A 26,505-nucleotide genomic window follows, 5' to 3' on the forward strand; every position below is an offset into this window, starting at 1 on the left:
ACATTCCGCATTGAACAATTTAGAACCAGGTTCAGCTTTTCAGAAGAAGCCGCAGAACACAGTGTGCGGTAATCGACCGGAAATGCACTTCAGGCGAACAATTCACTGGCCCGGCTGGCCGCCGACAGCTCCTCCGCCGCCGCCAGCAACAGCGGCGCCAGGTCTGCCAGGCGGCTTTGTGCCAGGCGCGCACTGGGCCCGGCGATGCTCAGCACACCGATCACCTCGTCGCTTTGCGGGCGGCGCACCACCGCAGCCAGGGCCGAGGTGCCAATGGCCGAGGTTTCCTCGACCCAGGCGTAACCGCGCTCGCGTGCGCGGCGCAGGTAGGTGAGCAATTCGTCGGTGGAGCGCGGCGCATTCGGGCCGAACTGCGCCGGGTCGGCAATGCCCTGGCGCAACACCATCTGCAGCGCCCGCTCATCGTCCAGACTGGCCAGCCAGGCATGCCCGGACGCGGTATAGAACAGCGGTGCGTCACGGCCCATGTCCGGGTCGTAGCGCAGCCCGGAGCGGGCGCCCTGGGACTTGGCGATCCAGGTCTGGCGGGCACCATCGATCACGCCAAGGCGCACCAGTTCGCCGCTGTCCTGGGCCAGGCGGTCAAGAATCGGCTGGATGATGTCGGCACCACTGCTGGCCAGGTAACGGAAGCCCAGCGCCACCAGCTTGGCCGACAGCTGGTAGCGGCTGTTGTCACGGTTCTGCCGCACATAGCCCAGCCGCACCAGCTCGGTGAGCATGCGATGGGTGGCGCTCTTGGGGATGTCCAGGCGCTCGGCCAGGGTTTGCAGCGGCAGCCCCTGCGGCTCGCCGGTAAGGCTTTCTACAAGACTGAAGGCGCGTTCGATCTGACTACCAGCCATGACACAGGTCCCTGAAATTTTTGCGAATTCTAGAAGATGATTCCACACCGCCGATAGCGGCCGCAGCCCGGGCAACACGAACTGTCCGGTTATCGCCCAATAATTGCCCACCAATGCCGCCACGCCCTTGCAGGCCGATTCCCTGCCAATAAGAATGTGGAACCTTGTTCCAATAACAATACAGGAATCCCGCAATGCCTTCCGCTCCCTACGAAACCGAATGCGATGTACTGGTCATAGGTTCTGGTGCCGCCGGGCTGGCTGCGGCCGTGACGGCTGCCTGGCACGGGCAGAAGGTGATCGTGGTGGAGAAGGAGCCAGTGTTCGGCGGTGCCACCGCCTGGTCCGGCGGCTGGGCCTGGGTGCCGCGCAACCCACTGGCACGCCGGGCCGGCATCGAGGAAGACATCGAGCAGCCGCGTACCTACCTGCGCAACGAACTGGGGGCGTACTACAACGCCGAACGCGTCGACGCCTTCCTCGAAGCCTGCCCGCACATGGTGGCGTTTTTCGAAAAGCACACGGCGCTGCAGTTTGCCGACGGCAACGGCATCCCCGACATGCATGGCGACACACCGGGAGCGGCCCAGGGAGGGCACCAGGTGATTGCCGCGCCCTATGACGCGCGCGAGGTCGGTGCGCTGCTGCCACGCCTGCGCAAGACCATGCGCGAAACTTCGTTCATGGGCATGCCGATAATGGCAGGTGCCGACCTTGCCGCGTTCCTCAACATGACCCGCTCGCCAAAGGCCTTGCTGCACGTGTGCAAACGCTTCGGCCGCCACCTGTACCACCTCGTCCGGTATGGCCGGGCGATGCACCTGGTCAACGGCGTGGCGCTGGTGGCCCGCCTGGCCAGGTCGGCGCAGGATTTGGGCGTGCGCCTGCAAGAGTCGGCACCGGCCAAACGCCTGCTGGTCGAGGATGGCCAGGTGCGGGGGGCGCTGGTTGCGACACCGCAGGGCGAGCAGTTGATCCGTGCCAAGGCCGTGGTACTGGCGGCGGGTGGGTTCCCCAACGACAACGCCCGCCGCCGGCAACTGTTCCCGCGCGATGCCAGCGGCCACGACAACCTGGCCCTGCCCCCCAAGGGTTGCTCGGGCGACGGCCTGCGCCTGGGCGAGTCGGCCGGCGGTGTGGTCGCCACCGACCTGAAGTCGCCAGTGGCCTGGGCACCGGTTTCGCGGGTGCCGCACCGTGACGGCAGCGTCGGCCACTTCCCGCACATCATCGAACGCGGCAAACCGGGCATCATCGGTGTATTGGCCAATGGCAAGCGTTTCGTCAACGAAGCGCATGGCTATTACGACTATGTGTCAGCGATGGTCGCGGCGGTGACGCAAGGCGAAGAGGTGTGTTCGTGGCTGGTTTGCGACCATCGCTTCCTGCGCCGCTACGGCCTGGGCCATGCCCGCCCGGCGCCGCTGCCGGTGTGGCCGCACGTGCGCAGCGGGTATCTCAAGCAGGGGGCCACCCTCGAGCAGTTGGCTCAGGCCTGCGGCATCGACCCGGCAGGGTTGTGCGCTACGGTCAGCGACTTCAACAACCATGCCCGCAACGGCCAGGACCCGGCGTTCGGCCGTGGTTCCACACCGTTCAACCGCAAGCAGGGCGACCCGCAGCACAAGGGGCCAAACCCTTGCGTGGCGCCCATCGAGCAGGGGCCGTTCTATGCGGTGAAGGTGCAGCCCGGCTGCTTTGGCACCTTTGCCGGGCTGCGCACCGACGGCAATGCCCGGGTGCTGGATGAAGCCGGGCAGCCGATTGCTGGCCTGTATGCGGCGGGTACCGACATGGCCAGCGTGTTTGGCGGCTGGTATCCGTCGGGTGGCATCAACCTGGGTCCGGCGCTGACCTTTGGCTATGTGGCCGGGCGGCATATTGCCGGGGCGCAGGGGTATGAATGAGGTGAGCGATCACTGATGGCCGTGCCCTGTTTCTCATGGACGGCGCGATTCCTGTAGGAGCGGCGTTGTGTCGCGAAAGGACCGCAAAGCGGCCCCGGCGTTTTTGCGGTGATGCACAGATCGTTGGGGGCGCTTCGCCCCCCTTTCGCGGGCACGCCCGCTCCCACAGGTACTGTGCAACTCTTGAGTATGGTGAAGATCCTGTGGGAGCGGGCGTGCCCGCGAAGAGGCCAGAGCAGGCAACACATTACTTCTGCCCTGGTGCAAAGTGCTTCGCCCATTGGGCATCTGCACCTGGATCAAGGTGTCTTCGAAGGAATGGGGAAGGAAGGGGCTGAATCCGATTTTTCGCTCAAGCCGGGCAACGCATCTGCTCCAACCAGTACGCCACATCCACCTCGTCGATCTGCTCGGCACGCAAGAACCGCTCGGCATACTGGCGGTATACCCCGCTGCTGAGGAACAGCTCCAGCAGCTGGCCGTCGATGTGCCCGCCACGGGCCATGCCCACCAGGATCTTCACCGACTCGGACAAGGTCTTCGGTGCCTTGTAAGGCCGGTCGGCCGCGGTCAGCGCCTCGAAGATGTCGGCAATCGCCATCACCCGCTCGGCAACGCCCAGGTCCTGCTCGCCCAGCCGGCGCGGGTAGCCACTGCCGTCCATTTTCTCGTGATGGTTGCCAGCGATGTCCGGCACCCGCTTGAGCTGGCGGGGGAACGGCAAGGAGCTGAGCATGATGATGGTCTGCACGATATGTTCGTTGATCTTGAAGCGTTCCTCATCATTCAGCGTGCCGCGGCGGATCGCCAGGTTGTACAGCTCGCCATGATTGCTGGCGTAGGCCGGCAAGCGCATGTCGAAGCCCCAGCGATTGCGCGGGTCGTCCTTGGCCACCGGTGGCTTGCGGGGGCCCCAGGGCACGAAATGCTCGGGGCGGTCGGCCAGCAGTGGTTCGTCAACCGGTAGCGCGGGCGGAGGCATGTCGGCAAAGCGTTCCGCTTCATCACGGGAGATGCCCAGGCGGTTGTCAAAATGGCGCTGCCAGCAGCGTCGGCCAATCTGCTGCAGGCGTTCGATGTCGGCGTCCTGCATGAACTCGCCGCCGATGTTGGCCTGGGCGACGAAAGCGAAGTCGTCCTGCAGCTGGACCTGGCTGCGCGCCAGGGTGGCTTGCAGCGCCTGCTGGTCGCCACCGCTGGCCAGGCCTTGCCAATAGACCAGCTCGGCATCCCGCCAGAGCACCTCGAAACGCATGCGTACCTCGTGGATACGGTTGTACAAGGTTTCCAGCTTGGTCGCCTTGTCCACCACATACTCAGGGCTGGTGACCTTGCCGCAGTCGTGCAGCCAGGCCGCCACATGGAACTCGTAGCGTTCAGCCGCGCTCATGCTGAAGCTGGCATACGGGCCGGTTTCGGCCGCCACCGCCTGGTCCAGCAGCATTTGCGCCAGTTGTGGCACCCGCTCGCAATGGCCGCCGGTATAGGGGCTCTTGGCATCGATGGCATCGGCCAGCAGCTTGATCATGGCATCCAGCAGGCGTTGCTGGGCTTCGACCAGCTGGCGCGTCTCGATGGCCACCGCTGCCACCCCGGACAGCTCCGCAACAAAGCTGCGAAACGGCTGGCCGGCCTGCTCGTGTGCAGGTCCATCGCCCAGTTGCAGGACCAGGATGCCCAGCAGCGCCTGGCTACGGTCATTCAGCACCAAGGCCAGGCTGTGCTCGGGCAGGCCGAGGGCCTGGGTCACCGCCGTGGCGAGGTGTTGCTGGGCAGTCTCATCCACGGCCAGCTCGCCAGGGTACTGCTCGCCACGGCAGGCCGCGGCCAGGCGCAGCAAGGCGTGTTCGGCATCGAACAGGTAAACCACGCCAGCGTTGGCCCCGGCGGCTTCCACCAGATGGGTCAGCACACCGTCGAGCATGCGCTCCAGGTCGCGCTCGCGGCTGAGCGTGAGGGTAATCGCCTGGAAGCTGCGGATGGTGCCCGACATGCGGCCAAGCACGCGGCTCAGCTCACGCACCTCGGACACCCGCGAGCGCACCCCGACTTCGCGGCTGAAATCAAAGCCGGCCAGGCCTTGCACCTGTTCAGCCAGCAGCCGCAACGGGCGACCGATGCGCCGACCAATCACACCACCGAGCACCAGCAGCACGCTAATCAGGACGGCGGTCCAGAGCAGTTGTTCGAGCAGTACCTTGCGCGCACCGGCCAGCAACTCATGGCCTGGCACGGCGATCAGCACCTGCAGGTCCTGGCCGGCCAGGTTGGTCAGTTGCACACGCATGCCATACCAGGTCTGGCCATCCACCTGATAAGGGTGCGGCCGGGTGCCTTGCGACAGGTTTGCGTAAAGGTGCTCCAGGCTGGGAATGCCCAGTTCGCCGATGCGCGACAAGCGCACGGTCTGCCCTTCGTGCACGATGACCCGCTGCAGGTCCGGGTAGGCCACCACGCTGCCCTGGTCGTCGACCACGACGATCTCGGTGCCGGGAGTCATGCGCAGGCCCTGCGTCTCGCTGACCAAGTCGTCGACCGAAACGTCCATGCCAATCACCGCACCGCCGTCGACGCTGCGCTGGGCCATGGTCAGGCCGATCTCGCGGGTGGTGAAGAACACATAGGGGTGGGTCAGCACGGTTGTGGGTTGGGCGCTGGCTTCGACAAACCACGGGCGCGTACGCGGATCGTAGCGGTATTCGGGCTTGGCCCGGGCCTGCAGCAGGTTCAGCGCGTGGTCGTAGAAGCGCCACTCACCCTGCACCGCCCCACCCTCACGGCTGACGCTCTGCACCAGAAATGCCGACCCCGGCGGTGCGGCGAAACGCTGCAGCACCTGCGGGTCACGCAAGCGGCGCACCAGCAGGAAATCACCACTGGGGTAACCCATGTAGGCGGCACTGAGCATGCGGTTGGCGTCCAGCGTCTCGACCAGTTGCGGCAAGCGTTCCAGGCGCTGCGCCGGGGTTTGCGCGGCTGGGTTGTGGGCGAGCAGGCGGATACTGCTTTGCACCGGGTCGATCAGGCGCCGGGCGCGTTCGTCGATGGTCTTGCCAATTTGCTGGGCCGAATCACCCGCTGCGGCCACCAAGGTCTGACGAATGCCGTGATAACCCTGCCAGGCCAGGGCGGCGCCGAGCAGCAACATGCCCAGCACGATGGCGAGTGCCACCAGCCACTGTAGTGAAATGCCACGTCCGGCGTTGCCAGCAGCACGACCATTCGACACGCAGCCCATCTCAGGTACTCCATGTATGGCACATTGCCTTGGCTGATACCCGCAGGAGTGTAGAGGGCGGACGGGCTTTTTGCCGGGCTAGAGAAGAAATTTAGTCTTGCATGGCTCCTCTAGCCAGCACTGGCCCTTGTAGGAGCGGCCCTGTCGCGACACAAGGCCGCTCCTACAGGTCCTGGGTATGCCTTCAGGGTTCAGGCACGCAACTGGTACCAGGTGGTCTTGAGCTGCGAATACTTGTCGAACGAGTGCAACGACAGGTCGCGGCCAAACCCGGACTGCCTGCCGCCGCCGAATGGCACCGTCACGTCCAGCGCATCGACCGTGTTCACCGACACGGTACCGGCCTTCAACGCCCGCGCCACGCGGTGCACCTGGTTGAAGTCATCGCTCCACACCGACGCCGCCAGCCCATAGATGCTGTCGTTGGCCAGGCGCACGGCCTGCTCTTCACTGTCGAAGGCACTGACCGCCAGCACCGGCCCGAATACCTCCTCCTGGGCCAGGCTCATACGGCCATCGACCCCGGCAAAGATGGTCGGCTCGATGTAATTGTCCGAACCATCGATAGTCAGGCGCCGGCCACCGCACACCAACCGCGCCCCGTCCTGCCCGGCACGGGCGATGGCGGCTTCGATCCGGCCAGTCTGCCCGGCATCGACAATCGCACCGGCACGGCTCGCCGGGTCCAGCGGGTTGCCTGGCAGCCACTGGCGGGCCTTGGCCTGCAGGCGCTCGATGAACTCGTCATGGATGGAGCGCTGCACGTACAGCCGCGAGTTGGCCGAGCACACCTCGCCCTGGTTGAAGAAGATGCCGAATGCCGCCTTTTCCGCAGCCAGGTCCAGGTCCTGGCAGTTTTCGAACACCAGGTTGGGGCTCTTGCCGCCGCACTCCAGCCATACCTGCTTGAGGTTGGACTGTGCCGAGTACTGCATGAAGTACTTGCCCACCTGGGTGGAGCCGGTGAACACCAGGCAATCCACGTCCGGGTGCAGGCCCAGCGCCTGCCCGGCCTGCTCGCCCAGGCCCGGCACCACGTTCAGCACGCCCTCCGGTACACCGGCCTGCAGCGCCAGCTGGGCCAGGCGCAGGGCCGAGAACGGTGATTGCTCGGCGGGCTTGAGCACCACGCTGTTGCCGGCGGCCAGCGCCGGGGCGAGCTTCCAGGCGGCCATGTCGAGCGGGAAGTTCCACGGCACCACGGCGGCGACCACGCCGAGGGCTTCGCGGGTGATGGTGGCCAGCGCGTTGGGCGCGGTGGGCGCCACCTGGTCGTACACCTTGTCCAGCGCCTCGCCGTACCAGGCGAACACCTGCGCCGAGCCCGGCACATCGATGTTGTAGGCGTCCATGACCGGCTTGCCCATGTTCAGCGAGTCCAGCAGGGCCAGTTCTTCGCGATGGGCCATGATCAGTTCGGCCAGGCGCAGCAACACTTTCTTGCGCTCCCCCGGTGCCATGCGCGGCCACGGGCCTTGCTCGAAAGCCCTGCGGGCGCTGGCGACGGCCAGGTCGACCTCGGCCTGGCCGCAGGCGGTGACTTGGGCCAGTACCTTGTTGGTGGCGGGGTTGATGGCGGCAAAGGTGGCGCCGCCCTGCGCGTTGACGGGCTTGCCGTCGATCAGTGCATTGGCCGGAAGGTAGAGGTCCGAGGCACGTTGTTGCCAGAATTCGAGGGTGTACATTTGTACTCCAGGCGACCGTCGTGGCGGTCTTCTTGCAATTAACAGATACCACACAGTCCGCAAGCACGCCGCACTCCCTCTGTGGGAGCGGGCATGCCCGCGAAACAGGCGACACGGTGGATGGCACCGGCTTCGCCGGTGTTCGCGGGCTTGCCCGCTCCCACAGGGATCAGCGGTCTAGAGCTTGCCGACCAGGCGCGCCGTGCGGTCCACGGCAATGCGGGTCTTCTCCACCAGCTCATCCAGCTCGCCGTGGTTGGCGATCAGCGCCGGCGCCATGATCATCCGGCCCAGGGTGGAGCGAATGATCACCCCTTCCTCGAAACCGAAGGTACGGCACTGCCATGCCAGATCGTTCTCGTTGGCGAAGCGCTTGCGCGTCGGCTTGTGCTCGGCGAACTGCAGCGCCGCCACCAACCCGGCACCCTGCACCTGGCCGATCAACGGGTGGTCGGCAAACACTTCGCGCAGGATGCGCTGCAGGTACGGCCCGGTGTCGTCCTTTACCTGGCGTACGATACCTTCGTCACGCAGCGCCTTCAGGTTGGCGATGGCCACCGCCGCCGCCACCGGGTGCCCGGAATAGGTCAGGCCGTGGGCGAACACCCCGCCCCGCTCCACCAGCGCCTCGGCAATGCGCTTGCTCAGTACCAGGCCGCCCATGGGCACGTAGCCGCTGGTCAGGCCCTTGGCGATGGACAGGGTGTCGGGCTCGAAGCCGAAGTATTCGTGGGCGAACCATTCGCCAGTGCGGCCAAAGCCGCCGATCACTTCATCGGCACACAGCAGCACGTCGTACTGGCGGCAGATGCGCTGGATCTCGGGCCAGTAGCTTTCCGGCGGGAAGATCATGCCACCCGCGCCCTGGAACGGTTCGGCGATGAAGCCGGCGACGTTCTCGGCACCCAGTTCGAGGATCTTCTCCTCCAGTTGCAGGGCGCAGCGGCGGCCGAACTCGGCCGGGGTCAACTCACCGCCCTCGGCGTACCAGTAAGGTTCGTCGATGTGCGCCACATCCGGGATCAGACCGCCCATTTCGTGCATGAACTTCATGCCGCCCAGCGCCGTGGCGGCCAGGGTCGAGCCGTGGTAACCGTTCCAGCGGCCGATCATGATCTTCTTGTTCGGCTGGCCGACCACCTGCCAGTAGCGGCGCACGGTACGGATCAGCACTTCGTTGGCCTCCGAGCCGGAGTTGGTGTAGATCGCGTGGCTGTAGTGCCCCGGCAACAGACTGAACAGCAGCTCGGACAGTTCGATCACCGCCGGGTGGGTGGTGTGGAAGAACATGTTGTAGTAGGCCAGCTGGTCCATCTGCGTGGCAGCGGCGGCGGTCAGGTCGCGACGACCGTAGCCGAGCTGGGTGCACCACAGGCCGGACATGCCGTCCAGGTAGCGCTTGCCCTCGCTGTCCCACAGGTGCAGCCGTTCGCCACCGACGATCACGCGCGGCCCTTCGGCGTTCAGCGCCTTCTGGTCGAGAAAGGCATGGATGTGGTGTGCGGCATCGGAGGCCTGGTAGTCGCGGGTCTGGCGTTGCGGGGCGAAAGGCGCATTCATTGTTGGTTTTCCTTTGCGGTGGGTTGCAGGGCGGCTGACGCTCAGCGCAGCTTGCCCATGTAGCTTTCCAGCGGGTCCTTGCCCAGCACGCCCTGGGCATTGGCCAGCGCGTCGATGAACAGGGAGAACAGCTCGGACTGGGTACCGATATCGAGCTTGGCGTAGACGTTCTTGCGGTGTGACTTGATGGTGTCCTCCGACACCCCCAGGCGCTCGGCCAGCGACTTGGTCGAGTGGCCCCGCAGGATCAACTGGGCGATACGGCATTCACGCTCGGTCAGCAGCGAGCTGCCGAAGTTGTTCAGCGCCGCGTGGATGCGCTGCTCGAGGATGTTCTCGAAGCGCCCGGTACGGCTGTCCAGCCCGGCGAAGTGCTTGCCGAGCACCGCCAGCACCCAGGGCGTGATACGCCCGAACAGCGCACGGGTTTGCCCATCGAGCTTTTCGGTGAACGCCAGCGATACCGCAAGGCTCTGCCCGGGTGCGACCTGCAGGATGTAGTTGAGCTCGTCCTCCAGGTGCGAGTGCCGGTAGAACGACTGGTAGTACTCGCTGACCTCGAAGTGGTCGGGCGCCACTTCGAACAGGCCATAGCAACCGGACTCGACCTGCTCCACACAGGCCCCGTAGAACGGGTCGAGCAGATAGAAGCCGGACAGGTAGCGGCTGACATTGCCCTCGGGCTGCCAGGGCGCCTTGTCGTCCTGCTCGAACAGCGCGCAGGGCATGCCGTCGTGGGGGTACAGGTATACCGTGGTCGCCTGGATAGGCCGGATCACGCCAAGTGCAGCAAAGAGATTGGCGGCAAAGCCCGGCCGGCCGATCGCCTCGGTGACCTTGGCCAGGTGCTCGAACCACTGTTGCGAAAGCAATTGATCAGTCACTGTGGGCCTGCCGTCTCAAGTAAAGGCACCGCCGCCAGTGCGGTGCGTCGTTGGCCAGATACTCCCATGGCACTGCAAACACCGAAATCACCCTTTGGGGTGAGCAGGCAAAGCCCTCTGCCGGCTCACCCCAAAGGGTGATTCCGGGTACCAGCGGGGTGTGGGAGCATCAACCCGCCCCAGCGCTGCGAGCCACCCGCTCGACCTCCTTGCACAACACCCACCGGTATCGAGCCCGCTCGCATACCGCGGCGTCCTGCATCCCTTTCCAGGAGTTAGCAATGCATACAACAACAAGTACAGCCCATAGCCCTGCACATAGCCCGTCGCAACCCACCGCCAGCAACGGCCGTTTCCGCAAGTCCATGGGGCTGCCCGCCCTGGTGCTGTTCGGCCTGGCCTACATGGTCCCCCTTGCAGTTTTCACCACCTACGGGCTGGTCACCCAGATGACCAAGGGGCACTTGCCCACCGCCTACCTGCTGACCCTCGCCGCCATGCTGCTGACCGCCTACAGCTACGGCCGCATGGTCCAGGCCCACCCCTACTCCGGCTCGGTCTACACCTACACCCGCAAGGCCTTCGGCAGCCACATCGGCTTCATCGCCGGCTGGACCCTGCTGCTCGACTACATCTTCCTGCCGCTGCTCAGCTACCTGCTGATCGGCATCTACATGTCGGAATACTTCCCGGCCATCCACGCCTGGGTGTGGGTAGCGGGTTCCATTGCCCTGGTCACCTTCCTCAACCTGATCGGCATCGAGTCGATCACCCGGGTGAACTGGATCCTGGTGGTGGTGCAACTGGTGTTCATCATCGTGTTCGTCGCCCTGTCCATCCAGAACCTCAGTGGGCAGGCACATCCGGTGTCGCTGCTGGCGCCGTTCCACCACGAAGGTTTCAGCGTGCCGTTGATCATGACCGGCGCCGCCGTGCTGTGCCTGTCGTTCCTGGGCTTCGATGCGGTCTCGACCATGGCCGAGGAAACCAGCAACCCCACCTACCGCATTCCCGTGGCGATCCTGGCCGTGTCGCTGATCGGCGGCATGTTGTTTCTGGTGGTGTCGTACTGCGCACAGATGGTGTTCCCCGACTGGGGCAGTTTCGCCGACCCGGACTCGGCGTCGGTGGACGTGATGCGCCGGGTTGGCGGCGAGCTGCTGGTGACCGCCTTCACCGCCACCTACGTGGCCGGCTGCTTCGCCTCGGCCATGGTGTCCCAGGCCAGCGTGTCGCGGGTGCTGTTCGCCATGGGCCGCGACGGTGCGTTGCCCCGTGCCTTCGGCCAGCTGGTGACGAAAAAGCGCGTACCGGCCACGGCTATCCTGCTGGTCAGCCTGCTGTCGTTGATTGCCCTGGTGATCAGCCTCGACACGGTGGCCAACATGATCAGCTTCGGCGCGCTGTTCGCCTTTTCGGCGGTGAACCTGGCCGTGGTCAAGCACTACCTGATCGACCACAAGCTGCGTGGTGCTCGCAACTACCTGCTGTATGGCGCCATTCCCGGCCTGGGCTTCCTCAGCACGCTGTGGCTCTGGAGCAGCCTGACCAGCCTGTCGTTCACCATCGGCTTGTGCTGGATGGGCATGGGCCTGGTGGTGTTGCTGGGGCTTACCCGAGCGTTCCGGGTGAAGCTGCCGGAGTTGCAGATGGCCGAGTGACACGCGCGCTGTCGAGCATTTGCGCGGTCCCTGTGGGAGCGGGTTTACCCGCGAAGCAGGCGACTCGGTGGATGGCACCGGCTTCGCCGGTGTTCGCGGGTGAACCCGCTCCCACAGGGGGCCGTGCATACGATGAAAACTTTTGGAGAAGGCCTTTGCGATAACGATCCGTTATCACCTGATCCGCATTAATCATTATTCAGCACGCATTTCGCCCCCTACAGTCCCAGCCCATCGACTGTCATTGCCAACGGGAAACGAAATGTCCATCGAACACCGCCTGAACCACATCGCCGGCCAGCTCAGCGGCAACGGTGACGTGCTGCTGAACAGCGTCGACGCCCACACCGGCGAGCCACTGCCATACGCCTTCCACCAGGCGACCAGCGACGAAGTCGAAGCCGCCGTGCAGGCCGCCGAGGCTGCCTACCCGGCCTATCGCAGCACCAGCCCGGCCCAGCGTGCCGCTTTCCTGGATGCCATTGCCAATGAACTGGACGCACTGGGCGATGACTTCATCCTGCATGTGACGCGCGAAACCGCACTGCCCGAGGCACGCATCCGCGGTGAGCGTGCCCGCACCAGTAACCAGCTGCGCCTGTTCGCCGATGTGGTGCGTCGTGGCGACTTCCTCGGCGCGCGCATCGACCGCGCGCTGCCCGAGCGCACCCCGCTGCCACGCCCGGACCTGCGCCAGTACCGCATCGGCGTCGGCCCGGTGGCTGTATTCGGTGCCAGCAACTTCCCGCTGGCCTTCTCCACCGCTGGCGGTGACACCGCCTCGGCGCTGGCGGCTGGCTGCCCAGTGGTGTTCAAGGCCCACAGCGGGCACATGCTCACCGCTGCCCACGTGGCCGCGGCCATTGACCGCGCGGTGGCCGGCAGCGGCATGCCGGCAGGCGTGTTCAACATGATCTATGGTGCCGGCGTGGGCGAAGCACTGGTCAAGCACCCGGCCATCCAGGCGGTCGGCTTCACCGGTTCGCTGCGTGGTGGCCGCGCCCTGTGCGACATGGCGGCTGCGCGTGCGCAGCCGATCCCGGTGTTCGCCGAAATGAGCAGCATCAACCCGGTAATAGTCCTACCCCAGGCCCTGCAGGCCCGTGGCGAGCAGGTAGCCGGCGAACTGGCCGCCTCGGTAGTGCTGGGTTGCGGGCAGTTCTGCACCAACCCGGGCTTGGTGGTGGGCATCAAGTCGCCGCAGTTCGAACGCTTCGTACACACGCTGGTGGCACGCATGGCCGACCAGGCGCCGCAGACCATGCTCAACACCGGCACCCTGCGCAGCTACCAGAACGGTGTGCAGCACCTGCTGGCGCACCCTGGCATCCAGCACCTGGCCGGGCAGCCACAAGCCGGCAACCAGGCCCAGCCGCAGCTGTTCAAGGCAGACGTGAGCCTGCTGCTTAACAGCGACCCGCTGCTGCAGGAAGAAGTGTTCGGCCCAACCACCGTGGTGGTGGAAGTGACCGATGCCCAGCAACTGGCCGAGGCGCTGCGCCACCTGCAAGGCCAGCTGACCGCCACCCTGATTGCCGAACCCGACGACCTGCGTGCCTTTGCTGCGCTGGTGCCGCTGCTGGAGCGCAAGGCCGGGCGCCTGCTGCTGAACGGCTACCCGACCGGCGTAGAGGTATCGGACGCGATGGTGCATGGCGGGCCATACCCGGCCACCTCCGATGCCCGTGGCACTTCGGTCGGTACCTTGGCCATCGACCGCTTCCTGCGCCCGGTGTGCTTCCAGAACTACCCGGATACGCTGCTGCCGGATGCGCTGAAAAGTGCCAACCCGCTGGGGATTGCGCGGTTGGTGGATGGGGTCGCCAGCCGTGGCGCGGTTTGATCTGACATTGAGGTAGCCTGTACTGGCCTCTTCGCGGGTAAACCCGCTCCCACAGGTACTGCACAGAATTCCAGAACTGTGCCGTACCTGTGGGAGCGGGCGAGCCCGCGAAGAGGCCGGCACAGGATCACCGGCCCTGTATACAATCCGCAAAAACCTTGCTTACAATGCCATGCGCCTATGACATCGGTAATCGCCGATGCGTATTGCGGCAGGCTCAAGCCATGTCATCTACAAATGCTCCAAGAACGCTACTGGTCAAGAACGCCCAACTCCTGGTCACCATGGACGGCGAACGCCGCGAGATCAAGAACGGCGGAATGTTCATCGAAGGCAACCTGATCCGCCAGGTCGGCCCCAGCGATACCCTGCCACAGCACGCCGACGTGGTGCTGGACATGGCCGGCAAGGTGGTCATCCCTGGCCTGGTCAACACCCACCACCACATGTACCAGAGCCTCACCCGCGTGGTGCCGGCAGCCCAGGACGGCGAGCTGTTCAACTGGTTGACCAACCTCTACCCGATCTGGGCACGCCTGACCCCCGAGATGATCGCGGTGTCGACCCAGACCGCCATGGCCGAACTGATCCTGTCCGGCTGCACCACCTCCAGCGACCACCTGTACATCTACCCCAACGGCTGCAAGCTCGACGACAGCATCCATGCCGCCGACGAGATCGGCATGCGCTTCCACGCCGCGCGCGGCAGCATGAGCGTGGGCCGCAGCCAGGGCGGCCTGCCGCCTGATTCGGTGGTGGAGAAGGAAGCCGACATCCTCAAGGAGTCCCAGCGCCTGATCGAGGACTATCACGACGCCAGCCACGGCTCGATGCGCCGCATCGTGGTGGCGCCCTGCTCGCCGTTCTCGGTCAGCCGCGACCTGATGCGCGAAGCCGCCGTGCTGGCGCGCCAGTACGGGGTGTCGTTGCACACCCACCTGGCCGAGAACGTCAACGACATCGCCTACAGCCGGGAGAAGTTCGGCATGACCCCCGCCGAGTATGCCGAGGACCTCGGCTGGGTCGGCCACGACGTGTGGCACGCCCACTGCGTGCAACTCGACCAGCATGGGATCGAGCTGTTCGCCCGCACCGGCACGGGTGTCGCCCACTGCCCATGCTCGAACATGCGCCTGGCCTCGGGCATCGCCCCGGTGCGCAAGATGCGCGACCACGGTGTGCCGGTAGGCCTTGGGGTCGACGGTTCGGCATCCAACGATGGCGCCAGCATGATCGGTGAAGTGCGCCAGGCCTTGCTGCTGCAACGGGTGGGCTTCGGCCCCGACGCGATGACTGCACGCGAGGCGCTGGAAATTGCAACGCTCGGTGGTGCCAAGGTGCTCAATCGCGATGACATCGGCGCCCTCGCCCCAGGCATGGTGGCCGACTTCGTCGCCTTCGATCTAGGCCACGTGGCCTATGCCGGCGGCCACCACGACCCGTTGGCGGCGCTGGTGTTCTGCACACCGACCCAGGTGCACACCAGTGTCATCAATGGCCGTGTGGTGGTGAAGGATGGCCAGCTGGCCACGGTCGACCTGCCACGGGTGCTGGAGCGCCACAACCAGTTGGCACGCCAGCTGGTCAGCGGCGAATAAGCTGCCATTTGGGCCGCCCTGCGGCCCATTGCCTATCAGAGGACCATGACCATTTCATGCCAGGCCATGCCGCCGTGGTCCGATGGCGATGGTTTGATGTACTGATACCCCAGCTTCTGGTACAGCGCCACGTGCTGCTCCTTGCACATCAGGTGAATGGTCAGCTTGCCCGCAGCTTTCATGCGTGCGATGAATTCATCCATCAACCGCTTGGCGTAGCCTTGGCCCTGGTGTGCCGGGTCCACCACCACCGACATGATCACCACGTTTGGCGCCGCCGGGTCATGCCCGACCAGTTCCTTGAATGCCTCGTCGGACATCACCACTTCGTGGGCGCAGCCGCTGTTGATGAAACCGACGATCTCACCCGCGCTTTCCAGCAGCAGGAAGCCCTGCGGATACTGCGCGATGCGGGTGCGGATCTTCTCCAGCGTGGCCGCCTCATCGCCTTCATAGGCACCGATTTCGATGGCGTAGCAACGTTCGGCGTCGGCGGCCGTGGGGGTGCGAAACTGAGGGGCGCTCATGGCGGGTTTCCTTGGTAATGGCTGAAAACAGCCGCCATGGTAAATGAGCGCTCGCCGGACTTCACCACGCCATACACCCGGTAGAAAAAAATCCTACAACTTGTTGCCGCTGCGAACTTTTTCCCGTTTACCGGTCTATGTGGGAGGCACAGAAAGGTAGCGGAACGCGAGAGAAGGTTCGCCGACCACCTGCTGGCCAGATGGCTCAATTGTTATCAGAGGTTGGCTTCGCTCATGAAAATACATGTCGCTAGGTTGATGCTGCTCGGCCTGTTCTCGTTCGCGGCAATGGGCACGGCATCGGCAACACAAATGAAGGCGCCCGAAGTAGCCGCCCCGGCGGTTGAATCACCGTTGCAGCCTGCTGGCAACCCTTGGTCCAGGGTGGCCAGTATTGCCGACGAACAGCCAGCCACGCTGCTGGCCCACGATGACGACCGCTGGCATGACCACCGCAGCGACTGGCGCCGCGAACAGTGGCGCCGCGAGCAGGCCCGCCGTGACTGGGAGCGCCGGCGAGACTGGGAACGCCGACGCGACTGGGAGCGGCGCCGCGACTGGGAGCACCGCCATGAGCGGGCCATGCACCACCGCTACCATGATGACCACCGCTACTATCGCCGTTGATCGCAAGCCGCCAACGCGCCCCCTGTAGGAGTGGCCTTGCGGCCTGATCGCGACACAAGGCCGCCCCTACAAGGTCCGCGCCAGTCTGTCAGGTGGGGGTATCCCCCGCCGCCTCGGCTTCCATCTTCAAACGGTCGGCCTTGCAAATGTACTTGGGCTTGCGCGGCGCCAGCTTGGCGCTGGCCTTCTTGGCATGCGCCTGCAGTAGCTGCTTGATCTTCTTGCGACGGTTCATTTTCACTCGACCTGTCAGTCCGGTTTGGCGGAACACATCATACCTTGCCTGGGCCAGCGTCTCGTTGACGTTATTTTCACGCTCGGCAGATTAGCGTCACGCCCTTTCCGGCCACGGGCACATCCGTTGGCCGCCAAGCTACGACGAGGCATACGTGTCACACACTGCATCCCCCTCCTCGCCCAACCCCGTGGACTGGGCCGGCCTGGGCTGGCTTTTGCTGTTCTTCTGGTACTTCTCGGGCGTGACCCAGGCGTTGCTGCTGTTCAGTGGTACCACCGGGTTCGCCGGTTTTCGCGATGCATTCTTCCTCAGCAGCCTGTGGCTGGCCCCGGTACTGCTGCTACCGCGCTTCACTCGCGCCACGGCAGCGGTCATCGGCCTGGTGCTGTGGGCTGCTTCGCTGGTGGGCTTGAGCTACTTCGGTATCTATCGCCAGGAGTTCTCGCAAAGCGTCATCTTCGTGATGTTCGAGTCCAACACCGCCGAGGCCGGTGAGTACTTCAGCCAGTACTTCAGCGCCTGGCTGGGCCTGGCATTGCTGTTATACACGCTGGTGGCAGTGCTGCTGTGGAAGCGCGTACGCCCGGTCAGCCTGCCGCTGCGCAGTCGCCTGCCGGTGGTCGCCCTGCTGTTGCTGGCCAACCTGGTGTACCCGTTCTACAAGCAGATGGTAACCCAGCAGCGCAGCTTCGCCGATGCGGCAGAAAAGGTGCAGCAGCGCATGGAACCCGCCGTGCCTTGGCAACTGCTGGTCGGCTACCGCCAGTACCGCCAGCAGCTGGACAACATGCAGGAGCTGCTGGCCCAGAATGCCGCGCTGCCGCCCCTGCAGAACCTGCGTGACAGCAGCGGTGCAGCGCCACGCACGCTGGTGCTGGTGCTGGGTGAATCCACCACGCGCGAGCACATGCACCTGTACGGCCACAACCGCGACACCACGCCCAACCTCGACGCGCTGGCCGCCAGCGACAAGGGCCTGACGGTGTTCCGCAACGTGGTGTCGCCACGCCCGTACACCATCGAAGTGATGCAGCAGATCCTCACCTTCGGCGACGAGCAGAACCCGGACCGCTTCCTCACCGCCCCGTCGCTGATCAACCTGATGAAGCAGGCCGGCTACAAGACCTTCTGGATCACCAACCAGCAGACCATGACCAAGCGCAACACCATGCTGACCACCTTCTCGCAGCAGACGGACGCACCGGTGTACCTGAACAACCAGCGCAACCAGAATGCCAGGCAGTACGACGACGTGGTGCTGCCACCGTTCGAGGAGGCCCTGCAGGACCCGGCGCCGAACAAGTTCATCATCGTGCACCTGCTGGGTACGCACATGGATTATCGCTACCGCTACCCGAACGACTACGCGCATTTCAACGACCGCCAGGGGGTGCCCGGCAAGCTGACCGATGACCAGGTGGAAACCTACAATTTCTACGACAACGCGGTGCGCTACAACGACTACGTGGTGTCGAGCCTGATCAAGCGTTACTCGGCCGGCAACCCCAATGGTTTCCTGCTGTACCTGTCCGACCATGGCGAAGATGTGTACAGCTCTGGCAACCACGACCGCCTGGGGCGCAACGAAGGGGCGCCGACCCGGCCGATGTACACCATTCCCTTCCTGCTGTGGACTTCGCCCAGCTGGCAGGCCGGGCACCCCCGCGACTTGCAGGCGATGGCCGACCGCCCCTACAGCAGCTCGCACCTGATCCATACCCTGTCCGACCTGGCCGGGCTGAGTTATGACCGTTACGAACCGGCCAAGAGCCTGGTGAGCCCGCAATTCGTGGTGGCACCACGCTGGATTGGCGACCCGTACCGCAAGGATGGCCTGCGCGAGTTCGACCACCTGCCGCTGGACAAGGCCGAGCGGTTGCGGGAGACGGTCAGTAGTGGCAAGACACAGAATGCTGGACGCCTGAACTGATTGCTTGCTCAGGATGCAGAACAGCTGCCATGCCGGGCACTCCCCCGCACCGCCTCGGCCAGTTTGCGCAGGTTGGCCTGGTGGGCATTGACCAGGCTGGCGATGCTGTTGTCCGCGGGCGTCTGCAGCGAGGTACGGCAGGTCAGTTCGGCTTCGCCCGAGCGCGTCAGGCGCCATACCGCCTCCAGCGAGGCATAGCGCCCCGGCACGCTATCGAAGCGCTGCACGTCCACCCGCAGCAACGCCTTGCCGCCACCCACCGGCCCGCCCAACTGGTCCTGCAAGGCGCTGCGGAACTCATCCACCAGGTTGGCCCCCCACCACTCCGTCTCAAGGATGGCCAGGCCGCTCTGCCCCTGTCGCACCACCAACTGCGGGCGGTCCACCTGCGGCGGCACGGCCACCCTCGCCACCTGAATGCGCTGGCCACCGTCGCGCACCGGTTCGCTCGGTACCAGCGTGTGATAGTTGTTCGGGGTACTGCTGCAGCCCCACAGCACGGCCAGCAGGCCGGCGCCACACACATTGCGCAGTCGATGCATCGGCTGTCTCCTCAGGGTTCAAGGTCAGCGGCAGCGGCCGCTTTCGGCCGGCCGCGTATCAGCGACTCGGGGTGCCGGCCCAGGTAATCGGCAAGGTCACGCAGCGAACGTGACATGCGCTCCAGTTCGTCCAGGGTTTCGCCCATCCGCTCGCGCTGCGGCGAGTCCTCGGAAATGGCCGAATTGGCGGTGCGCAGGGTCTTGTGCACCTCGTCCAGCGCCACCTTCACGTCCGGCAGCGTCTGGCCATTGAACTGCTTGAGGCTGGCGCGCAACTCTCGCAGGCTGCCATCCAGGTTGTTGGCGATACTCTCCAGCGGCAGTTTGCTGATGCGCTCCACCACACGCTGCAACTGCTCCTGCAACTGCTCCAGGCTGCCGGGCAATGTGGGTATGGTGATAGGGTCTGCGGTCTTGTCGAAGGCCACCTTGGGGGCATCGGGGTAGAAGTCCAGGGAAATGAACATCTGCCCGGTGATCAGGTTGCCGCTGCGCGCCTGGGCCCGTAGGCCGTGCTCGACGAAGGTGCCGATCAGCCTCCGCGCGCCATCCATGTCGCCTTCGGCGTGCTTGAACACGGCCAGCATCTTGCGGTGCACCGGCCCCAGCCGCTGCGGGTAGATCACCGCATCGACCACCACGGGGAAGCTCTGCCGGGTGGCATCGTAGTCGAGCTTGACCGAAGTGACCCGGCCAAATTCCACACCCTTGAACTCCACCGGCGCGCCCACCGACAGGCCGCGCATGGCCTGGTCGAAGCGCAACTGCAGGTACTGCGCCTGGCCACTGGGCGGTGCCAGGGCGGTGTCGCGGTCGGCAAACAGCTGAAAGCGCGCCTGGTCGGCAGCGAGTTCGGCCTGCGGGGCGAAATCTGGCGAGCCAAAGGCCAGCCCGCCCACCAGGATGGACGACAGCGATTCGGTATCGATCTTCAGGCCGTTCGCACTAATCTGCATGTCGACGCCACTGGCGTTCCAGAAGCGGGTATCGGCGGTGACGAAGCTGTCGTAGGGGGCCTGCACGAACACGCCGATCTCCACGCCCTTGCCATCGCCCTGCAGGGCAAAGGACACCACCTCGCCCACCGGTATCTTGCGGTAGTAGATCGACGAGCCAATATCCAGCGACCCCAGGTCGCTGGCGGTCAGGACAAAGCGCTTGCCCTTTTCGTCGTAGGTGATCGGCGGTGGCAGCTCCAGGCCGACAAAGGACTTCTCCGGCACTTTCGACTCGCCGGAATCCGCCCCAATGAAACTGCCCGACAGCAGTGTATCCACACCGGACACACCACCCACGCCAATGCGTGGCCGCACTACCCAGAAGCGCGCCCCCTGGGTGGCGAAGGCACGGGCGTCGTTGGACAGCTGGACTTTGGCGACCACGCTCTTCTTGTCGTCGGCCAGGTCCACCGTGGTGACTTCGCCGATCACCACGCTGCGGTACTTGACCTGGGTCTTGTGCGCCACCAGCCCTTCCCCGGTGTGGAAGGAAATGGCGATGACCGGCCCCTGCTGCATCCAGTTGCGCACCACCAGCGAAGCGCCGATCAGGATCGCCAGTATCGGCACGATCCATACCAGCGACACACTCCAGCGCCGGGTGTGCACTTCAACCTGCCCCGCGCCCTCGCGCTTGTCAGTCTGTTGCACCATCAATGCGGCCTCCCTCGTTGGCACGGCTATCCCAGATCAAGCGTGGATCGAAGCTCATCGCAGAAAACATGGTCAGTACCACCACCATGCCGAAAAACAGGATGCCCACCCGCGGCTCGATGGTGCCCAGCCCACGCAGTTGGACCAGCGCCGCCACCAGCGCCACCACCATCACATCGAGCATCGACCAGTAGCCGATCAGCTCGACGAAACGGTACAGCTGCGAGCGCTGTCGGCAAGCCCAGGTGGAACCGCGCTGGGCGGTAAAAAGCAGCAGGCCGAGCGAGAAGAACTTGATGGCCGGTACACCCACGCTGGCGATGAAGATGATCAGCGCGATATCCCAGGCACCGGCCTCCCAGAACTCCAGCACGCCGCCGCCAATGGTGCTTTCGCTGCCGCTGCCGAGCATTTCGGTGCGCATCACCGGCAGCAGATTGGCTGGAATGTAGAAAACCAGGGCCGCCAGCAGAAATGCCCAGCCGCGGCTGATGGCATTGGCCTTGCGCCGATGAATGGCGGCGCCACAGCGCTCGCAGGTGTGCATGCCGCTGCCCAGTTCGCAGGCCTGACCGCAACCATGGCACAGGCACAGGCCCAGATCATCGGCGCTGGCCGGGGTATTCATACCTGCTCCCACAAGTCGCGGATGTCCTTGCCGGCGACATGGATGATCAGCATGCTCAGCGCGGCCAGGGCCAGCAGGCCGATGCCGGGGATCACATCGAGCAGCCCCGCCAGCTTGATCACGGCAACCATCGCCCCCAGCAGGCACACCTCCAGCATGCTCCATGGCCGCAAGCTCTCCAGGCTGCGCATGCACACGGCAAAGCCGGGGGCGCGCTGGCCGGCCAGGGCGAAACTCAGCAGCCAGCACAACAGGGTAATCTGTAGCACCGGCGCGAAGATGATCGCCAAAGCCATGACCAGGGCGATGAAGGTGATACTGCCTTGGCTGAGAATCTGTACCGAGTCCCATAACGTCGCCGAGTGGGTCAGCCCTTGCATGCCGATGGTCATCACCGGGTAGAAGTTGGCGAATACCAGCAGGATGCCACCCGTCACGCTCAGGGCCAGCCGCTGCTGCACGGTCAGCGAGGTGTGCCGGTACAGCACGCCGCCACAGCGCGGGCATACAGCGCGCTGGTGTTTGAGCAACGGCGCACGGTGGTACACCGTGTCGCAGTATTCACAGATGATCAGGTGCTGAGTCTGGCTCATGGGGGTTCCACAGGCAGCTTGGTTTCAGGCCGTCATATGCAGGCGAACAACATCTGATATCCGGTTTAGACCATCCCGGCGAAACTGCCATCAGGGGCAGCAAAGCCGGACTATCCTCTGAAACGGGATCCCCACTTGCTGGAGGTTTGCCATGCGTACGTTCACGTGGAGTTGCCTGCTGGTGCTGCTGTGCGCAGCATCGGCAGCCCAGGCGCAGTCGGTGGTGCCGCTCAAGGGCCAGAGCAGCCAGCAGATGCAACTGGATATCAATGACTGCAATACCGTCGCGACCAATGCCGCGAACAGTGCCGCGACCTCCAGCGACCCCCATGTCGGTGGCCGCGTACGCGGTGCCGCCGCCGGCGCGGTTGCCGGTGCGGCAGGCGCGCAGGTGCGCGGCAACCAGCACGACGAGCTGTATGACCGGGTTGGTGACGATGCCAAGCAGCAATACCGGCAGAACCGCGCGGGCGAAGTGGCTGCCGCCGGTGCTGCGGTCGGTGGCATGCGCCAGCGTCAGGACCGCCGTCAGGACCGGCGCGGCCAGGACGAAGCGAAAGCCCAGGCTCATGCCAGTGCCTATGCCGGGTGCCTGCAAGGGCGCGGTTATCAGGTCAGCCCCTGACCGCCGGGCACGCCACGCTCCTGCATGGCGTGCCCGTTTCAGAACGTCGCCAGCTGCTCCCGGCAGAACTCCACGAACAGCTGCGCCGGCTTGGTCAGTTGCACTCGCTTCAACCAGGCTGCTGCCAGCCCTGACAGCGCTACTGGCTCGGCAATATCCAACATGGCCAGGCGTTGCCCGTCGTAGGTGTACTCCGAGTGAGGCCGCGTTACCAGCAGCGAAAAACCGAAGCCCTGCCCGACCATGCCGCGCACCATCTCGATCGACGGTGAGCTGAAGACAATGTTGGGCGTAAGGCCCATTTCGTTGAACAGGCTGACGAAGTAGGTACGGCTGGGGGCAACGTCCAGCAGGATCATCGGCTCCGGGCACAAGTCGCGCAGCGACACCTGGGCCTGGCCAGCAAAGCGGTGGTTCTCGGGCAGCAGCACATAGGGTTTCTGCGGCGGCATCAGCGGCTCGGCCTCGATGGTGCCGTCCAGGTCATGGTCGTAGAGGAACGCCAGATCGAAGGTACCTGCGGTCAGGCCTTGGATCAGGTCCTGCTGTTCGCCGTCGCGCAGCCGGATATCCACCCCCGGGTAACGCTGGCGAAAGCCGGCGATCAGGCGCGGCAGGTACAGCGGGGCCACGGTTTCGAAGCAGCCAATATCGATTTGCCCGGCCACGGTGTCGTTGTCGGCCAGGGCGTTCTGCTCGAATTCGTGGGCCATCTGCAGCAGCGACTTGGTCTTGGCATAGAAGCGCTTGCCGCTGGGCGTCAGTGACACACCCTGAGCGTGGTGGCGGATGAACAGCTGCACACCGAAGCTTTCCTCCAGGCCCTTGATGGCCGTGGAGATGGAAGGCTGGGCGATGTAAAGCTGGCGTGAAGCCTCGGCCACGCTGCCGGCTTCCACGGTGGTGACGAAGTACTTGAGTTGTCGCAATGTGTAGGCCGCCACGGGCACCTCTCTGACGCCGGTCTGGGCGCGCTGGGATCATGCCTGTCACTTTACCCTTGGCAGCGGCTGGTTGGGGGGCGGGTAATGAAGGATTTACCTATGGCTTGAGCAGGTTTTTACGAAGGGGGCGCCGGGCGCCCCCTTTGCTTCACTCGAAATCGATATTAGCGATTACACAGTCATCACCAATCAATTTGTACCCTGGCGCGCAGGGCATGCCGACTACGGGCCCTATACCGCGCTTGCGCCGGGACAGTGTTGCCTGCGGTTCTGCATTTTCCAGCTGCTCCTGGTCGAGAGTGTCGTCTGGCTCGTTCATGGGTTTTTCTTGCATGGGGTTCACTCCTTGGGTTGTGTGGTATTGCCCGATCGAAGCTACAGCCGCCATTGCCACCAACCCATCTGGAACTTTGACCGGAAAGAGAAATGCTGTCGGACCGTATCGTGATATTCGCAGGCGCCCCAAGAGAGACCTGGCCAAACGCCCCCGATTGTCTTTACTGATACTCAACGGTTCCAGGCATAGGGCGTGCATTCATGAAGATCGTGGTCACCAGCATTCTCGTCGATGACCAGGCCAAAGCCCTGGCTTTCTACCACCATGTACTCGGTTTCGAGCCCAAGCACGATATGCCCATGGGTCGACACCGCTGGCTGACGCTGACCTCCCCCAACGACCCCAACGGCGTCGAGCTGCTGCTCGAACCCGACGCGCACCCGGCCGCCAAGGACTACAAGGCCGCACTCAAGCAGGACGGTATCCCCGCCACCTCGTTCGGCGTGCGCGACATCCAGGCCGAATACACCCGGCTGTGCGCGGCGGGCGTGCAGTTCACCCAGCCGCCTACCGCCATGGGGCCCGTCACCGTAGCGGTGTTCGATGACACCTGCGGCAACCTGATCCAGATCCTACAGAAACACTAGCAACGTTCAGGGCCCCACGGGCAGGCGCAAGGTCGCGCGCAGCCCGTGGGGCGCCTGGTTGCGCAACTGCACGCTGCCACCCAGGCGGGTCATGATGGTGCTGACGATCGACAAACCCAACCCGGCGCCATTGGTCGAGCCCTTGCTGTAGAAACGCTCGAACACCCGCTGCTGGTCCACCTCGGCAATGCCCGGCCCTTCGTCGTCGACACTGACCAGCAAGGCCTGCCCTTCGCGCTGCAGTGTCACCGTAACCCGACCGCCTGCCGGCGAATGGTCCACGGCATTGGCCACCAGGTTCTGCAAGGCGATACCCAGCAAGCCCGCGTCGGTGTGCAAGTGGTAGTCGCCTGCAGCGATGTCCAGCGAAGGCTCAAGCCCGCGCTCCAGAATCCATGGAGTCAGCTCGGCCAGGGTTTCGGCCACCACGCCCTCCAGGTCCACCCGCGGCCAGTCACGGCGGCCTGGACGCGGCTCCAGGCGAGCCAGGGTCAACAGCTGGTTGACCACCCGGGCAAGGCGGTCGACGCCGCCCATCAGGAACTGCAGGGCCTTGTCCCGCTCGGCAGCGCTGTCTGCATTGAGCGCGTTCTGCGCATGCAGGCGCAGGATGGCCAAGGGCGTGCGCATCTCGTGGGCAGCGTCGGCGATGAAACGGTGTTCGCGGCGCAGCAAGTCATCGATCTGCCCGAGCAGGCGGTTGATCGCCGCCTGCATCGGTTCAAGCTCCTTCGGCAGCGGCACCAACTGCAGCGGCTCCAGCGACTCGGCGTGGCGAGCGCGGATCACCCTGGCCATGTTCTGCAGCGGCTTCAGCCCCCAGCCAATGGCCGCCCACACCAGCAAGGCCAGGGCCAGGCTGCCGAACAGGAAGGGCAACAGCGTGTGCCGCACGATGCGTTCGATCAGGTCGTCACGTACGTCGTTGCGCTCGCCCACCCAGATCACCCAGTGTTTTTCCGGCACCGGCAGGACGAAACTGCGCCAACGGCGCCCTTCCACCACCACATCGGCAAAACCTGGCACCCGCGGTGCCTGCTCCAGCTGGGGGGCGCTGGGTGTATGCACCAGCAGCCCGTTGTCGTCGGCCCACACCTGAAAGGCCAGCTTGCTCTCGTAGCGGTGCCCCACCTTGTGGTGCCCGGCCTTGCTCAAGGCCTCGTCGAAGGCGCGGTACAACTCGTCACGGCTCTGTTCCTGCACCGGCAGGCTCATGATGCCCTGCAACAGCCGAGCGTTCTGCGCCAGGTGGGCGTCGTACACCTCGTTTATTTCGTGGCGGCTGTCGTGGTAGTTGTACAGCGCCAGCAACCCGCTGCCCACCAGCAACAGCAGCATCACCCGCCACAAGGTACGTTGGCGCAGCGAGCTCATGCCTTGCGTTCCACCAGGTAGCCGATTCCGCGCACGGTGCGGATCAGGCTGTTGAACAGCTTCTTGCGCAGGTGATAGATATTCACTTCCAGGGTGTTGCTTTCCGGCTCTTCATCCCAGCCATACAGCAACTGGGTCAAGCGTTCGCGGGTGAACACCTTGCCCGGCTGGGCCAGCAGTTCGTGCAAAAGCAGGTATTCCTTGGGCGTTAGCACCACCGGCTGGCCTTGGTAGTGCACCTGCTGGCTGACCGGGTCCAGGCACACACCGGCATGCTCTATCAGCACCCGGGCGCGGCCGCTGCTGCGCCGCAGCAAGGCCCGCAAGCGGGCCTTGAGTTCGTTGAGGTCGAAGGGTTTGACCAGGTAGTCGTCGGCGCCGGCGTCCAGCCCGGCGATGCGGTCCTCGGTGGCGTCGCGGGCGGTCAGCACCAGCACCGGCAGGCTCTTCCCGGCTGCACGCAGGCGCCGCAACAACTCGATGCCATCCAGGCGCGGCAAGCCCAGGTCGAGAATGGCCAGGTCGAACTCCTCGTGGCACAGGGCATGCAGGGCGCTGGCACCATCCTGCAACCAGTCGAGGGTATAGCCCTCGCGGCGCAGGCCGTCACAGATCCCCTCCCCCAACGCGGCGTCGTCTTCTACCAGCAGCAGGCGCAT

At 64.8% G+C, this 26,505-nt stretch carries 23 protein-coding genes; 8 read left to right on the forward strand and 15 right to left on the reverse strand.

The genetic code is table 11. From position 1 onward, the window contains the following. Nucleotides 1-89 precede the first annotated feature (89 nt). Nucleotides 90-866: an IclR family transcriptional regulator gene (locus IRZ77_RS09620; RefSeq protein WP_046613956.1), complete on the reverse strand. Its 777-nt coding sequence runs from the start codon at nucleotides 864-866 to the stop codon at nucleotides 90-92. A gap of 194 nt (nucleotides 867-1,060) precedes the next feature. On the opposite strand from IRZ77_RS09620, the gene IRZ77_RS09625 reads away from it, so the two are divergent. After that, complete coding sequence (locus IRZ77_RS09625; RefSeq protein ID WP_196173415.1) at nucleotides 1,061-2,773, forward strand: FAD-dependent oxidoreductase; 1,713 nt, start codon at nucleotides 1,061-1,063, stop codon at nucleotides 2,771-2,773. A gap of 352 nt (nucleotides 2,774-3,125) precedes the next feature. Here IRZ77_RS09625 and IRZ77_RS09630 read toward each other — a convergent pair whose 3' ends face one another. The 4 genes from IRZ77_RS09630 to IRZ77_RS09645 all read right to left on the reverse strand — a co-directional run bounded on the left by IRZ77_RS09630 (nucleotide 3,126) and on the right by IRZ77_RS09645 (nucleotide 10,140). Next, a complete protein-coding gene (locus IRZ77_RS09630) occupies nucleotides 3,126-6,011 on the reverse strand; it encodes an HD domain-containing phosphohydrolase (RefSeq protein ID WP_196173418.1) in 2,886 nt (961 codons plus the stop codon). 191 nt (nucleotides 6,012-6,202) lie between these two features. Then, entirely contained in the window at nucleotides 6,203-7,696 is a 1,494-nt protein-coding gene (locus tag IRZ77_RS09635; protein WP_046613959.1) for an aldehyde dehydrogenase, read from the reverse strand. Nucleotides 7,697-7,873: 177 nt separating this feature from the next. Further along, nucleotides 7,874-9,256, reverse strand: a complete 1,383-nt coding sequence (locus tag IRZ77_RS09640; RefSeq protein WP_153670578.1) for an aspartate aminotransferase family protein — start codon at nucleotides 9,254-9,256, stop codon at nucleotides 7,874-7,876. Nucleotides 9,257-9,297: 41 nt separating this feature from the next. Further along, the gene (locus tag IRZ77_RS09645; protein ID WP_108480525.1) at nucleotides 9,298-10,140 is read right to left on the reverse strand and encodes a helix-turn-helix transcriptional regulator; all 843 of its coding nucleotides are present in this window, start codon (nucleotides 10,138-10,140) and stop codon (nucleotides 9,298-9,300) included. 281 nt (nucleotides 10,141-10,421) lie between these two features. Here IRZ77_RS09645 and IRZ77_RS09650 point away from each other — a divergent pair, with 281 nt between their 5' ends. The 3 genes from IRZ77_RS09650 (at nucleotide 10,422) to IRZ77_RS09660 (ending at nucleotide 15,242) form a co-directional block, all read left to right on the forward strand. Continuing rightward, on the forward strand, nucleotides 10,422-11,801 hold the full coding sequence (locus IRZ77_RS09650; protein WP_046613962.1) for an APC family permease: 1,380 nt from the start codon (nucleotides 10,422-10,424) through the stop codon (nucleotides 11,799-11,801). 262 nt (nucleotides 11,802-12,063) lie between these two features. After that, nucleotides 12,064-13,644 (forward strand): aldehyde dehydrogenase (NADP(+)), encoded by a 1,581-nt coding sequence (locus IRZ77_RS09655; protein ID WP_196173420.1) that lies wholly within the window; start codon nucleotides 12,064-12,066, stop codon nucleotides 13,642-13,644. A gap of 224 nt (nucleotides 13,645-13,868) precedes the next feature. Beyond that, nucleotides 13,869-15,242, forward strand: a complete 1,374-nt coding sequence (locus IRZ77_RS09660; protein WP_046613964.1) for an 8-oxoguanine deaminase — start codon at nucleotides 13,869-13,871, stop codon at nucleotides 15,240-15,242. A gap of 35 nt (nucleotides 15,243-15,277) precedes the next feature. Here the strand turns inward: IRZ77_RS09660 and IRZ77_RS09665 are convergent, their stop codons facing one another. After that, the gene (locus IRZ77_RS09665) at nucleotides 15,278-15,769 is read right to left on the reverse strand and encodes a GNAT family N-acetyltransferase (RefSeq protein ID WP_046613965.1); all 492 of its coding nucleotides are present in this window, start codon (nucleotides 15,767-15,769) and stop codon (nucleotides 15,278-15,280) included. A gap of 258 nt (nucleotides 15,770-16,027) precedes the next feature. On the opposite strand from IRZ77_RS09665, the gene IRZ77_RS09670 reads away from it, so the two are divergent. Continuing rightward, entirely contained in the window at nucleotides 16,028-16,396 is a 369-nt protein-coding gene (locus IRZ77_RS09670; RefSeq protein WP_046613966.1) for a hypothetical protein, read from the forward strand. An 88-nt stretch (nucleotides 16,397-16,484) separates the two neighbouring features. Here the strand turns inward: IRZ77_RS09670 and IRZ77_RS09675 are convergent, their stop codons facing one another. Further along, nucleotides 16,485-16,631: a DUF2986 domain-containing protein gene (locus IRZ77_RS09675; RefSeq protein ID WP_023662626.1), complete on the reverse strand. Its 147-nt coding sequence runs from the start codon at nucleotides 16,629-16,631 to the stop codon at nucleotides 16,485-16,487. 154 nt (nucleotides 16,632-16,785) lie between these two features. Between IRZ77_RS09675 and IRZ77_RS09680 the strand changes: the two genes are divergently transcribed. Next, nucleotides 16,786-18,564, forward strand: a complete 1,779-nt coding sequence (locus IRZ77_RS09680; protein WP_196173422.1) for a phosphoethanolamine transferase CptA — start codon at nucleotides 16,786-16,788, stop codon at nucleotides 18,562-18,564. A gap of 8 nt (nucleotides 18,565-18,572) precedes the next feature. Here IRZ77_RS09680 and IRZ77_RS09685 read toward each other — a convergent pair whose 3' ends face one another. Genes IRZ77_RS09685 through IRZ77_RS09700 form a run of 4 tightly spaced genes read right to left on the reverse strand, consistent with a single transcriptional unit; the run spans nucleotide 18,573 to nucleotide 21,979 of the window. Beyond that, on the reverse strand, nucleotides 18,573-19,106 hold the full coding sequence (locus IRZ77_RS09685; RefSeq protein ID WP_196173424.1) for a PqiC family protein: 534 nt from the start codon (nucleotides 19,104-19,106) through the stop codon (nucleotides 18,573-18,575). Nucleotides 19,107-19,117: 11 nt separating this feature from the next. Next, the gene (locus IRZ77_RS09690; RefSeq protein WP_196173426.1) at nucleotides 19,118-20,758 is read right to left on the reverse strand and encodes a PqiB family protein; all 1,641 of its coding nucleotides are present in this window, start codon (nucleotides 20,756-20,758) and stop codon (nucleotides 19,118-19,120) included. Beyond that, complete coding sequence (locus tag IRZ77_RS09695) at nucleotides 20,742-21,386, reverse strand: paraquat-inducible protein A (RefSeq protein WP_046613970.1); 645 nt, start codon at nucleotides 21,384-21,386, stop codon at nucleotides 20,742-20,744. Before IRZ77_RS09695 ends, IRZ77_RS09690 begins: the two co-directional genes overlap by 17 nt. Then, on the reverse strand, nucleotides 21,383-21,979 hold the full coding sequence (locus IRZ77_RS09700; RefSeq protein WP_196173428.1) for a paraquat-inducible protein A: 597 nt from the start codon (nucleotides 21,977-21,979) through the stop codon (nucleotides 21,383-21,385). The genes IRZ77_RS09695 and IRZ77_RS09700 overlap by 4 nt, the downstream gene beginning before the upstream one ends. A 151-nt stretch (nucleotides 21,980-22,130) precedes the next feature. On the opposite strand from IRZ77_RS09700, the gene IRZ77_RS09705 reads away from it, so the two are divergent. Further along, nucleotides 22,131-22,604 carry a YMGG-like glycine zipper-containing protein gene (locus IRZ77_RS09705; RefSeq protein WP_085601354.1) on the forward strand — a complete coding sequence of 158 codons (474 nt, stop codon included), beginning with the start codon at nucleotides 22,131-22,133 and terminating at the stop codon, nucleotides 22,602-22,604. Between the two features lie 38 nt (nucleotides 22,605-22,642). On the opposite strand, the gene IRZ77_RS09710 is transcribed toward IRZ77_RS09705, so the two are convergent. Then, nucleotides 22,643-23,548, reverse strand: coding sequence for a LysR family transcriptional regulator (locus IRZ77_RS09710; protein WP_085601353.1), 906 nt, complete (start codon nucleotides 23,546-23,548; stop codon nucleotides 22,643-22,645). A 148-nt stretch (nucleotides 23,549-23,696) separates the two neighbouring features. Further along, nucleotides 23,697-23,882, reverse strand: coding sequence for a hypothetical protein (locus tag IRZ77_RS09715; protein WP_046613974.1), 186 nt, complete (start codon nucleotides 23,880-23,882; stop codon nucleotides 23,697-23,699). Between the two features lie 203 nt (nucleotides 23,883-24,085). On the opposite strand from IRZ77_RS09715, the gene IRZ77_RS09720 reads away from it, so the two are divergent. Next, nucleotides 24,086-24,472 (forward strand): VOC family protein, encoded by a 387-nt coding sequence (locus tag IRZ77_RS09720; protein WP_046613975.1) that lies wholly within the window; start codon nucleotides 24,086-24,088, stop codon nucleotides 24,470-24,472. Nucleotides 24,473-24,478: 6 nt separating this feature from the next. On the opposite strand, the gene IRZ77_RS09725 is transcribed toward IRZ77_RS09720, so the two are convergent. Both IRZ77_RS09725 and IRZ77_RS09730 read right to left on the reverse strand, forming a co-directional pair. Then, nucleotides 24,479-25,846 (reverse strand): sensor histidine kinase, encoded by a 1,368-nt coding sequence (locus tag IRZ77_RS09725; protein ID WP_046613976.1) that lies wholly within the window; start codon nucleotides 25,844-25,846, stop codon nucleotides 24,479-24,481. Next, nucleotides 25,843-26,505 carry a response regulator gene (locus tag IRZ77_RS09730; protein WP_046613977.1) on the reverse strand — a complete coding sequence of 221 codons (663 nt, stop codon included), beginning with the start codon at nucleotides 26,503-26,505 and terminating at the stop codon, nucleotides 25,843-25,845. Before IRZ77_RS09730 ends, IRZ77_RS09725 begins: the two co-directional genes overlap by 4 nt.

Source organism: Pseudomonas pudica, from assembly GCF_015680405.1.
In the GTDB taxonomy this organism is placed as follows: domain Bacteria; phylum Pseudomonadota; class Gammaproteobacteria; order Pseudomonadales; family Pseudomonadaceae; genus Aquipseudomonas; species Aquipseudomonas pudica.

Coding starts and splice junctions, on each gene's coding strand:
- IRZ77_RS09620 (WP_046613956.1), bottom strand. CDS start 866: ATGGCTGGTAGTCAGATCGAACGCGCCTTCAGTCTTGTAGAAAGCCTT.
- IRZ77_RS09625 (WP_196173415.1), top strand. CDS start 1,061: ATGCCTTCCGCTCCCTACGAAACCGAATGCGATGTACTGGTCATAGGT.
- IRZ77_RS09630 (WP_196173418.1), bottom strand. CDS start 6,011: ATGGGCTGCGTGTCGAATGGTCGTGCTGCTGGCAACGCCGGACGTGGC.
- IRZ77_RS09635 (WP_046613959.1), bottom strand. CDS start 7,696: ATGTACACCCTCGAATTCTGGCAACAACGTGCCTCGGACCTCTACCTT.
- IRZ77_RS09640 (WP_153670578.1), bottom strand. CDS start 9,256: ATGAATGCGCCTTTCGCCCCGCAACGCCAGACCCGCGACTACCAGGCC.
- IRZ77_RS09650 (WP_046613962.1), top strand. CDS start 10,422: ATGCATACAACAACAAGTACAGCCCATAGCCCTGCACATAGCCCGTCG.
- IRZ77_RS09655 (WP_196173420.1), top strand. CDS start 12,064: ATGTCCATCGAACACCGCCTGAACCACATCGCCGGCCAGCTCAGCGGC.
- IRZ77_RS09660 (WP_046613964.1), top strand. CDS start 13,869: ATGTCATCTACAAATGCTCCAAGAACGCTACTGGTCAAGAACGCCCAA.
- IRZ77_RS09665 (WP_046613965.1), bottom strand. CDS start 15,769: ATGAGCGCCCCTCAGTTTCGCACCCCCACGGCCGCCGACGCCGAACGT.
- IRZ77_RS09670 (WP_046613966.1), top strand. CDS start 16,028: ATGCTGCTCGGCCTGTTCTCGTTCGCGGCAATGGGCACGGCATCGGCA.
- IRZ77_RS09675 (WP_023662626.1), bottom strand. CDS start 16,631: ATGAACCGTCGCAAGAAGATCAAGCAGCTACTGCAGGCGCATGCCAAG.
- IRZ77_RS09685 (WP_196173424.1), bottom strand. CDS start 19,106: ATGCATCGACTGCGCAATGTGTGTGGCGCCGGCCTGCTGGCCGTGCTG.
- IRZ77_RS09690 (WP_196173426.1), bottom strand. CDS start 20,758: ATGGTGCAACAGACTGACAAGCGCGAGGGCGCGGGGCAGGTTGAAGTG.
- IRZ77_RS09695 (WP_046613970.1), bottom strand. CDS start 21,386: ATGAATACCCCGGCCAGCGCCGATGATCTGGGCCTGTGCCTGTGCCAT.
- IRZ77_RS09700 (WP_196173428.1), bottom strand. CDS start 21,979: ATGAGCCAGACTCAGCACCTGATCATCTGTGAATACTGCGACACGGTG.
- IRZ77_RS09705 (WP_085601354.1), top strand. CDS start 22,131: ATGCGTACGTTCACGTGGAGTTGCCTGCTGGTGCTGCTGTGCGCAGCA.
- IRZ77_RS09715 (WP_046613974.1), bottom strand. CDS start 23,882: ATGCAAGAAAAACCCATGAACGAGCCAGACGACACTCTCGACCAGGAG.
- IRZ77_RS09720 (WP_046613975.1), top strand. CDS start 24,086: ATGAAGATCGTGGTCACCAGCATTCTCGTCGATGACCAGGCCAAAGCC.
- IRZ77_RS09725 (WP_046613976.1), bottom strand. CDS start 25,846: ATGAGCTCGCTGCGCCAACGTACCTTGTGGCGGGTGATGCTGCTGTTG.
- IRZ77_RS09730 (WP_046613977.1), bottom strand. CDS start 26,505: ATGCGCCTGCTGCTGGTAGAAGACGACGCCGCGTTGGGGGAGGGGATC.